This is a genomic window from Streptomyces spongiae, assembly GCF_009377185.1.
Taxonomy (GTDB): domain Bacteria; phylum Actinomycetota; class Actinomycetes; order Streptomycetales; family Streptomycetaceae; genus Streptomyces; species Streptomyces spongiae.
On the sequence record NZ_VJZC01000391.1, the window covers coordinates 1 to 9,425 of the forward strand.

Here is a 9,425-nt window from a genome sequence, read left to right on the forward strand (position 1 = left end):
GGGTAGGGGCGGCGGGGGCGAATCACCTCACAGTCGGGGATCCACCGGCTCCGACTCCAGCGCCAGCACCCCGAACACCGCCTCGTGCACACGCCACAGCGGCTCGCCCTCCGCGAGTCGGTCCAGGGCCTCCAGGCCCAGGGCGTACTCGCGGGTCGCCAGGGACCGCTTGTGGTTGAGGAAGCGGTGGCGGAGACGGGCGAGGTTGTCGGGGCGGGTGTACTCGGGCCCGTAGATGATCCGGAGGTACTCCCGGCCACGGCACTTGATGCCCGGCTGGACCAGGCGCCCCTTCTCTCCCCCACTCTCGGCTTCGCTCGAGCGGGGGGACCCCCATCGCACCACCGCACCGGCCGGCTTGACCACCATGCCCTCACCTCCCCGCCCGGTCATCTCCAGCCACCAGTCGATCCCGGCCCGCACCGACTCCGCGTCACCCGTGTCCACGAAGAGGCGCCGGGTCGTCTGCAGCAGGCCACTGCCGTCGTGCTCGACCAGGCGGTCGATCAGGGACAGCTGCTCCTCGTGGGGCAGGGCCGCGAGACTGCGGCCCTGGACCGCGAGGATCTGGAAGGGTGCCAGGCGCACGCCCTCCAGGCCGTCCGTCGGCCAGCAGTACCGCCGGTAGGCCTCGGTGAACGCCGTCGCGTCCGCCGCGCGATCACGCTGCTTCGACAGCAGATCGCCCACGTCCACCCCCCGCGCCGCCGCACCCTCCAGCGCGGCCAGCGCACTCGGGAACGCCGCCCCGGAGGCCGCGCCCACCGCCGCGTACTGCGCCCGCAGCAACCCGGACGCCTTCAGCGACCACGGCATCAGCTCGGCATCGAGCAGCAGCCAGTCCGTCTCCAGCTCGTCCCAGAGGCCCGCCGCGTCCGCGGCCTGCCGCACCCGTCCGAGGATCTCCTCCGTCACCGACTCGTCGTCGAAGAAGGGACGCCCGGTGCGCGTGTAGAGGGAGCCGGTGGGGCCGCCGGTCACGCCGAAGCGGTCGCGCGCCGCCGCCGCGTCCCGGCACACCAGCGCCACCGCCCGCGAACCCATGTGCTTCTCCTCGCACACGACCCGCGCGACCCCGTCCGCCTCGTACTGCGCGAAGGCCTCGGCCGGGTGCTCCAGATAGCCGTCGATGTGGGACGTGGCCGTGGGAGCCATCGTCGGGGGCAGGTACGGGAGCAGGCGCGGGTCCACCGCGAAGCGGCTCATGACCTCCAGGGCCGCCGCCGCGTTCTCCTCACGGACCGTGATCCGTCCCGCATACCGGGTCTCCACGGTCCTGCGGCCGTGCACGTCCGCCAGGTCCAGCGGGCGGCCCTCGTGGCCTCCGGGTGCCTCCGTGGCCAGCGGTTTCGTCGGCTCGTACCAGACGCGCTCGGCCGGTACGTCGACGAGCTCCCGCTCCGGCCAGCGCAGCGCGGTGAGCTTGCCGCCGAAGACAGCGCCGGTGTCGAGGCAGATGGTGTTGTTGAGCCAGCTGGCCTGCGGGACCGGCGTGTGGCCGTACACCACCGCCGCACGGCCCCGGTAGTCCTCCGCCCACGGGTAGCGCACCGGCAGGCCGAACTCGTCGGTCTCGCCGGTCGTGTCGCCGTACAGGGCGTGCGAGCGCACCCGGCCCGACGTACGGCCGTGGTAGTGCTCGGGCAGGCCCGCGTGGCAGACGACCAGCCGGCCGCCGTCGAGGACGTAGTGGCTGACCAGGCCGTCGACGAACTCCCGTACCCGCGTGCGGAAGTCGTCGTCCTCCTTCTCCAGCTGCTCGATGGTCTCGGCCAGTCCGTGCGTGTGCTGGACCTTGCGGCCCTTCAGCCAGCGGCCCAGCTTGTTCTCGTGGTTGCCGGGGACGCAGAGTGCCGTGCCCGACGCGACCATGGACATCACGCGGCGCAGTACGCCGGGCGTGTCCGGGCCGCGGTCGACGAGGTCGCCGACGAAGACCGCTGTGCGGCCGTCCGGGTGTGTGCCGTCGACGTAGCCCAACTTGGCGAGCAGCGACTCCAGTTCGGACGCGCAGCCGTGGATGTCGCCGATGATGTCGAAGGGGCCGGTGAGGTGCGTGAGGTCGTTGAAGCGCTTCTCGGTGACGACGCTCGCCTGCTCCACCGCCTCCACGCCCCGCAGGACGTGCACCTTGCGGAAGCCCTCGCGCTCCAGGTGCCGCAGGGAGCGGCGGAGTTCGCGGGTGTGGCGCTGGATCACGCGGCGCGGCATGTCGGCCCGGTCGGTACGGGCCGCGTTGCGCTCCGCGCACACCTCCTCGGGCACGTCGAGGACGATCGCGATGGGCAATACGTCGTACTTCTTCGCGAGGTCGACGAGCTGGCGGCGGCTCTCCTGCTGCACGCTCGTCGCGTCGACGACCGTGCGGCGGCCGGCCGCGAGGCGTTTGCCCGCGATGTAGTGCAGCACGTCGAAGGCGTCCCGGCTGGCGCTCTGGTCGTTCTGGTCGTCGGCGACGAGGCCGCGGCAGAAGTCCGACGAGATCACCTCGGTCGGCTTGAAGTGCCTGTGGGCGAACGTCGACTTGCCGGAGCCGGACGCCCCGATCAGCACCACGAGAGAGAGGTCGGTGACGGGCAGGGTGCGCCCCTTCACGGACTCCACAGGGGTCTGAATCTCCGTCATGCCGCCTTCGCCTCCTTCTCGTTCGTGGTGTGCGTGTTCGTGGTCGGTGTGTTCGTGGTCCCCATGGTGAACACGGCCATCTGGGTGGGTGGGCCCACCTCGGGGTCGTCGGGTCCGACGGGTACGAACTCCACGCCGTACCCGTGCCGTTCGGCCACCGCGTCCGCCCAGGCCCGGAACTCCGCGCGCGTCCACTCGAAGCGGTGGTCGCCGTGCCGGACGTGCCCGGCCGGGAGGCTCTCCCAGCGGACGTTGTACTCGACGTTCGGCGTCGTCACGAGCACGGTGCGGGGGCGGGCGGAGCCGAACACCGCGTACTCCAGCGCGGGCAGCCGCGGCAGGTCGAGGTGCTCGATGACCTCGCTGAGCACGGCGGCGTCGTACCCCTTGAGGCGCTTGTCGGTGTACGCGAGCGAGCCCTGCACGAGACTGACGCGTGAGGCCTGCCGCTCCCCCATGCGGTCCAGCTTCAGCCGGCGCGAGGCGATGGTGAGGGCGCGCACCGACACGTCGACGCCGACGATCTCGGTGAACCGCGGGTCCTTGAGCAGCGCCTGCACCAACTGGCCCTGTCCGCAGCCGAGATCGAGCACGCGTCCGGCACCGGCGGCCCGCAGTGCCTCGATGATCGCGTCCCTGCGCTGCACGGCGAGCGGAGTCGGCTTCTCCTCCGTCTCGCTCTCCGCCTCGACCGCGTTGTCGATCTCCTCGACCTCGCTGTCGTCCGCCTCGGCCAGCCGTACGAGCTCCAGGGCCTCCATGGCCTGGCGTGTCAGCGACCAGCGCCGGGAGAGATAGCGGCTGGTGATCAGCTTGTGCTCGGGGTGGTCGGGCAGCCATCCCTCACCGGCCCGCAACAGCTTGTCCACCTCGTCGGACGCCACCCAGTAGTGCTTGGCGTCGTCGAGGACCGGAAGCAGGACGTACAGGTGCCGCAGCGCCTGGGCCAGGGTCAGCGCCTCCGACTCCAGCGCGAGGCGTACGTAGCGGGAGTCGCCCCATTCGGGGAACTCGGTGTCCAGCGGCACTGCGTCCACGGTCACCGTCCAGCCGAGCGGCTCGAAGAGCCCGCGTACGAGGTCGGGGCCGCCGCGGGCGGGCAGCGCAGGTATCTCGATGCGCAACGGGCGTACGGCTTCCGGGAGTTCGGGCCGGGCGCGGCAGGCCCCCTTCATGGCGCTGGAGAACACGGCGCTCAGCGCGACGGCGAGCAGGGAGGAGGCCGCGTACGGGCGGTCGTTCACGTACTGCGCGAGCGCCGCGTCGGGCGCGCCGCCACGGCCCTTGCCCTTGCCGCGCCGGACCAGCGCCACGGCATCCACCTCCAGCAGCAGCGCGGCCGTGCAGCGCTCGGCGCTCGCCTCGGGGTAGAGGACGTGGGCCGTGCCGTAGGAGGTGGAGAACGCCTGCGCGTTGTCGGGATGCTTGTGCAGCAGGAACCCGAGATCGGTCGCGGGGCGCTCCGGTGTGCCGGTGGTGCTGATCGTCAGGAACAATGTGGTTACACCTCGAAATACCTTCTGAGCTGCTGAATCCTTGCCATGTCGTGGGGCGCGGCGCGCCTGGACAACGTACAGGGAAGGACCGCGGGTACTCGCGGGATTTTCCGTTTCCTCGTGCTCGCCCGGCCGGTGGTGTTGCACCGTCGCCGGAAAAGGTTTGCTGCCACAACAGCCCTGGCAGAGGGCGGGGCAGCCCCCTCTCATTGACGAGAATGAAACGGGATGCAAACCTCAGGACGTGCAGGTGACCATTCGAGAGGTCGCGAAGGCGGCCGGCGTCTCCCCCTCCACGGTGTCCCGGGCGCTGGCGCCCGACGGGACGGTGAACGCGAGGACCAGGGACCGGGTACTGGCGGCGGCCGACCGCCTCGGCTACCAGCCGAACCGTGCGGCCCGGGGCCTGATCACCGGGCGTACCGGGGCCGTGGGCCTGATCGTGCCCGATCTGCTGAACCCGTTCTACGCGGAGGCCTGCAAGGGCGCGCAGGCGCGTGCCAGGGGCCTCGGCCACTCGCTCATCGTGAGCGATGCCGAGCGCGACGAGGGCCTCGAAATGGACGCCATCCGCACGCTCGCCCCCCAGGTCGACGGCATCGTGCTGACCGCGTCGCAGCTGAGCGACGAGGAACTGGGTTCGCTGGGCAGGCTCACCGCCAAGCCGGTGGTGCTGCTGCACCGCAGGGAGCCCGGTTTCGCGAGCGTCACGGCCGACCTGGCCGAGGGGATGACGGACGCCCTGACCCATCTGCACGCGCTCGGCCATCGCCGGATCGCCTACGTGGGCGGGCCCCGCAGTACCTGGGAGGCGCGGGAGCGGGCGGCCGGCGTCGAGGCGATGGCACAGACCGGCATGATCGATCTCGTGCGGGTGGGCAGCGTGGCGCCCCACTTCGACGGCGGTATCACGGGAGCGGCGGACGTGGTACTGGCGAGCGGGGCGACCGCGGTGGTCGCCTTCAACGACATCGTCGCCTTCGGACTGATCAGCCGCTTCACCGCGCGCGGGGTGCGGGTCCCGGACGACATGAGTGTGGTCGGCTGCGACGACATCGCCCTGTCCGGGATGGCCGCCCCGCCGCTGACCACGGTGTCGGTGCCCAAGGCGCACGCCGCGCGGGCCGCCGTGGACCTGCTGTTCCGCATGCTGAGGACACCCGAGGTCGAGGGGGAGGAGCCCCAGCAGCGGGTGCTGCCGACGCACCTCGTCGTCCGCGGCTCGACAGCGGCACTCCCGGCGCGCTGAGCCGGGCGCCGGGGCGAAGGGGCGTAGGGGCGCCGCGCGTCAGCCCTGTGGAACGCTCGTGTGGAACTTGTCCCACATCTCGGCGGCCGCCGCCCGTACCTCCGACGCGCCGAAGATGATGTCCTGGTAGACGCGCCTGAACTCGTTCTTGTCCTCGTCCGCGCCGGACGGGGCCGGAGGCAGGGGCGGCGCGAGGTCGCCCCGGACGTCGGCGACGTACCGCTCGATGACCCGGTCACCGCCGCTCAGCTTGGGTGCCAGCCGGTCGAGGTTGCGCTGGTTGGGTGGCAGCCCGCGCACCACGCCGAGCACTTCGGCCGCCTCCGGGTCGTTCACCAGGAAGTCGATCAGCAGCGCGGCCTCGCGCCGGTGCGGGGACGTGCGCCGGACGCACAGCGAGGACGAGGCCGCGGCGGCCATTCCCGGCGGCGCCGAGGCCGACACCGTCGGGAAGGGGATCGGGGTGACCTCGCCGTACGTCTCCCAGTACGACGTGCCGGAGGAGGTGATCTGGAACTCGGCGGTGGACAGCTTCCGTACGAGTGCGCGGTCGCCCGCACCACCGCTGAGCGAGGACGCGGTGACGGGCGGCGGCGTGAAGACACCCTTGTCCCGCAACCGGCCCATGAGCTGCCAGAACCCGAGCAGGTCGGCCTCGGTGAAACCCGTGGAGCCGTCGCCGGCGTAGAGCGACTTGCCGTGCTGGACGAGCCAGACGTGGAAGCACTCGACGTAGCCGCCGAAGTCGGTCAGCGGTGCCCGGCCGGGAACCGCCCGCTTCAGCTTGGGGCCGATGTCGGTCAGCAGGTCGTCCCAGGTCCAGCCCGCCTTCGGGATCCCGACCCCGGCCTTGCGCCACAGTGCGGGGTCGATGAAGAGGGCAGTGGTGGCGACGCCCGTCGGTATCCCGACCAGCGTCCCGTCGACCACTCCGGTCTGCTGGTAGAGACGGGGGATCCGGCTGCGGGAGATCGTCGAGAACACGGGCTCGGCGAGGTCCGCGAGCACGTCGCGGTCCGCGTAGGTCCGCAGGTAGGCGACGTCCATCTGCATGACGTCGGGACCACCGCCGGCCGCTACCTGGGTGGCGAGCCGCTGGAGGTACGCGTCGTACCCGGCGTACGAGGTGGCCACCCTGATCTTCGGGTGGCGTCGCTCGAAGAGCCGCACGGCCTTCTCGGTGGCCAGGTTGCGGTCCTCGGAGCCCCACCACTGGAAGTCGAGTGTCACCGTGCCGTCGGCGGAGACATCGCCCGAGCCGCAGCCGGCGGTCACTCCGGCCACGGGGAGAGCCGCGAGCGAGGCCAGCAGCCGTCGGCGCGACAGCCCGGTGGTCGGGGACGGGGACGGGAAACGGCGTGCTGGAGACATCGCGGCCCTTCGGTCGGCGTGAGTGCAAACGTTGCCACTCTGTTTCCGGTTGGCCGGGAAGCTACGCCCCCTGCAAGGGCTCCGTCAATCGTGCTGACCGAATTTGACCTGCGGAGTGAAGGGTCGACGGACGGAGAAAGACAGGTTCCCCCGACCTCTTGCCGACTGAAAACACCGCATGCAATCGTTGCCACCCGTTGTCCATCCCCGCCGTGGAGGAGGGCTCAGATGAGCCAGGCGACCGCTCCGCCCCGTCCCATGCCGCCCCCGAGCGGCGCCCTCCCCGCCGCGCAGCGTCCGGGCCGGCGCCGTCGCTCACAGGCGCTGCCGGGTCATGTCTTCCTGACTCCCTGGCTGATCGGCACCCTGGGGCTGACGCTGGGGCCGATGGTGATCTCGCTGTATCTGTCGTTCACCGACTACGACCTGTTCTCCCGGCCCCGCTGGGTGGGACTGGCGAACTACCGCTACATGCTGGAGGACGACCGGTTCCTCACCTCGGCCGGCGTCACGCTCAAGTACGCCCTGATCGGCACCCCGTTGAAGCTCGCCGCCGCGCTCGGCGTGGCACTGCTGCTGAACCGGGCCCGCCGCGGGGTGGGCGTGTACCGGGCGGCGTTCTACGCGCCCTCCCTGCTCGGCGCGAGCGTCAGCGTCGCCCTGGTGTGGCGGGCGTTGTTCGCCACGGACGGTGCGACCGACCGCTCACTGCAGTTCTTCGGTGTGCACGTCGGCGGCTTCACCGACAACCCGGACTACGCCCTGTATCCGCTGGTGCTGCTGACGGTCTGGCAGTTCGGCGCCCCGATGGTGGTGTTCCTGGCGGGGCTGAAGCAGATTCCGAAGGACCTGTACGAGTCGGCGGCGCTCGACGGCGCGGGCAGGGTGCGTACGTTCTTCTCGATCACGCTGCCGATGCTGTCCCCGGTGCTGTTCTTCAACCTGGTGCTGGAGATCATCCACTCGTTCCAGGCATTCACCCCGGCGTTCGTGATCAGCGGCGGCACCGGGGGTCCGTCGGACTCGACGCTGCTGTACTCGCTCTACCTCTACCAACAGGCGTTCGCGAGCTTCCACATGGGCTACGCCTCGGCGATGGCGTGGGTGCTGCTGGCCGTCATCGCGCTGATCACGTACGCCGTCTTCCGCAGCGCCCGGCTGTGGGTCTTCTACGCACAGGAGGACGCGTCGTGACGACGACCGCGGCATCCCCCGCTCCCGCTCCCTCCCCCGCTCCCGCTTCTGCTTCCGCCGAGCGCACTGTGCTGCGGACCTGGGTCTGGCACGCCGTCTGCGTGGTGATCGGCCTGGTCCTGCTCTACCCCGTGCTGTGGCTGCTCACCGCGTCGTTCAAGTCAGGGGAGGAGGTCATCTCCAACCTGAGCCCGATTCCGAAGGTGTTCACGCCGGGCAACTACAGCCAGGCGGTCGACGGGGTCAGCGGCCTGAGCCTGTGGAGACTGTTCGGCAACTCGCTCCTCGTCTCCTTCGGCACGGTCGTCGGGAACGTGCTGTCGTGCTCGCTCGCCGCCTACGCCTTCGCCCGGCTCCGCTTCCGCGGCCGCGGCCTGTACTTCGCGTTGATGATCGGCACCCTGATGCTGCCGGCGCACCTGATGCTGATCCCGCAGTACGTGATCTTCCAGGAGCTCGGCATGGTCGGTACGTACCTGCCGCTGATCCTGCCGAAGTTCCTCGCCACGGAGGCGTTCTTCGTCTTCCTCGTCGTCCAGTTCATCCGGTCGCTGCCGGCCGAGCTCGACCAGGCGGCGGCGATCGACGGCTGCGGACCGTACCGCACCTTCTGGCATGTGATCATGCCGCTGCTCAAGCCGGCGATCGTCACGACGACGATCTTCTCCTTCATCTGGAGCTGGAACGACTTCTTCTCCCAGGTGATCTACCTGGTCGAGCCGCAGACCTACACGCTCCAGCTCGGGCTGCGGATGTTCGTCGACATGGACGGCAGCGCCATGTTCGGGCCCATGTTCGCGATGTCCGTCCTCACCCTGGTTCCCGTCCTGCTGTTCTTCCTCGCCTTCCAGCGGCTGCTGGTGGAGGGCGTGCAGACGACCGGCCTGAAGGGCTGAGAGGACAACTCGCCATGACCCGAACGTGGTTCGCCCGCTTCGCCGACTGTCTGCTGCTCGGCGTCCTGCTGTTGCTCGCCTCGCTGCCGGTGGTCACCGCGTTCCCGGCACTGGTCGCGGGGTGCGCGGTGCTGCGCGAACATGCCTACGGCGGGGAAGGGGTGACGGCCACTCACTTCCTGCGGCGACTGCGGTCGGTGCTGCGCTCCGGCCCTGCCGCGTGGGCCGTACCCACGGCCGTCCTGGCGCTGCTGTGGCTGGACGCACTGGCCCTGGACGCCCAAGGGCCCGGCCCGGGAGCCGCCTTCGCCGCGGCCACGGCGGTCCTCGCGGCGCTGGGACTGCGCTGTGCCGCCGCCTGGCGGGAGGGGTCGAGCTGGCGCACCACCCTGGCCACCGTCTTCCGGTCGGTGCCGCGGCACCCTCTCGCGCCCGCCCTGCTCTCCGGGGCCACCGGCGCCGCGGCCGTCCTGCTGGCCCTGGCCCCCGTCCTCCTGGTCGTCATCCTCGGCCCGCTGGCCTTCGCCGCCACGGCCGCGGATGCCTGGCGGCCCGTGGCGACGACCTGAGCCGCCCCGTGGTTCCCTCCCGTCC

At 70.9% G+C, this 9,425-nt stretch carries 7 protein-coding genes; 4 read left to right on the forward strand and 3 right to left on the reverse strand.

The genetic code is table 11. From position 1 onward, the window contains the following. Window positions 1-27: 27 nt before the first annotated feature. Both FNH08_RS35460 and FNH08_RS35465 read right to left on the reverse strand, forming a co-directional pair. A complete protein-coding gene (locus FNH08_RS35460) occupies window positions 28-2,625 on the reverse strand; it encodes a polynucleotide kinase-phosphatase (RefSeq protein WP_152775634.1) in 2,598 nt (865 codons plus the stop codon). Next, window positions 2,622-4,121: a 3' terminal RNA ribose 2'-O-methyltransferase Hen1 gene (locus FNH08_RS35465; RefSeq protein ID WP_152775635.1), complete on the reverse strand. Its 1,500-nt coding sequence runs from the start codon at window positions 4,119-4,121 to the stop codon at window positions 2,622-2,624. Before FNH08_RS35465 ends, FNH08_RS35460 begins: the two co-directional genes overlap by 4 nt. Before the next feature lie 250 nt (window positions 4,122-4,371). Between FNH08_RS35465 and FNH08_RS35470 the strand changes: the two genes are divergently transcribed. Then, window positions 4,372-5,370: a LacI family DNA-binding transcriptional regulator gene (locus tag FNH08_RS35470; protein ID WP_322726023.1), complete on the forward strand. Its 999-nt coding sequence runs from the start codon at window positions 4,372-4,374 to the stop codon at window positions 5,368-5,370. A 39-nt stretch (window positions 5,371-5,409) separates the two neighbouring features. On the opposite strand, the gene FNH08_RS35475 is transcribed toward FNH08_RS35470, so the two are convergent. Continuing rightward, entirely contained in the window at window positions 5,410-6,741 is a 1,332-nt protein-coding gene (locus tag FNH08_RS35475) for an ABC transporter substrate-binding protein (protein ID WP_152775636.1), read from the reverse strand. A 228-nt stretch (window positions 6,742-6,969) separates the two neighbouring features. On the opposite strand from FNH08_RS35475, the gene FNH08_RS52465 reads away from it, so the two are divergent. From FNH08_RS52465 to FNH08_RS51100, 3 genes are read left to right on the forward strand one after another with little or no spacing between them, the layout of a single operon-like run. Next, a complete protein-coding gene (locus FNH08_RS52465; RefSeq protein ID WP_152775637.1) occupies window positions 6,970-7,935 on the forward strand; it encodes a carbohydrate ABC transporter permease in 966 nt (321 codons plus the stop codon). Beyond that, window positions 7,932-8,831: a carbohydrate ABC transporter permease gene (locus FNH08_RS52470; protein ID WP_407704511.1), complete on the forward strand. Its 900-nt coding sequence runs from the start codon at window positions 7,932-7,934 to the stop codon at window positions 8,829-8,831. The genes FNH08_RS52465 and FNH08_RS52470 overlap by 4 nt, the downstream gene beginning before the upstream one ends. 14 nt (window positions 8,832-8,845) lie before the next feature. Beyond that, complete coding sequence (locus tag FNH08_RS51100; protein ID WP_194238719.1) at window positions 8,846-9,400, forward strand: DUF624 domain-containing protein; 555 nt, start codon at window positions 8,846-8,848, stop codon at window positions 9,398-9,400. Window positions 9,401-9,425 lie beyond the last annotated feature (25 nt).

Coding starts and splice junctions, on each gene's coding strand:
- FNH08_RS35460 (WP_152775634.1), bottom strand. CDS start 2,625: ATGACGGAGATTCAGACCCCTGTGGAGTCCGTGAAGGGGCGCACCCTG.
- FNH08_RS35475 (WP_152775636.1), bottom strand. CDS start 6,741: ATGTCTCCAGCACGCCGTTTCCCGTCCCCGTCCCCGACCACCGGGCTG.
- FNH08_RS52465 (WP_152775637.1), top strand. CDS start 6,970: ATGAGCCAGGCGACCGCTCCGCCCCGTCCCATGCCGCCCCCGAGCGGC.
- FNH08_RS51100 (WP_194238719.1), top strand. CDS start 8,846: ATGACCCGAACGTGGTTCGCCCGCTTCGCCGACTGTCTGCTGCTCGGC.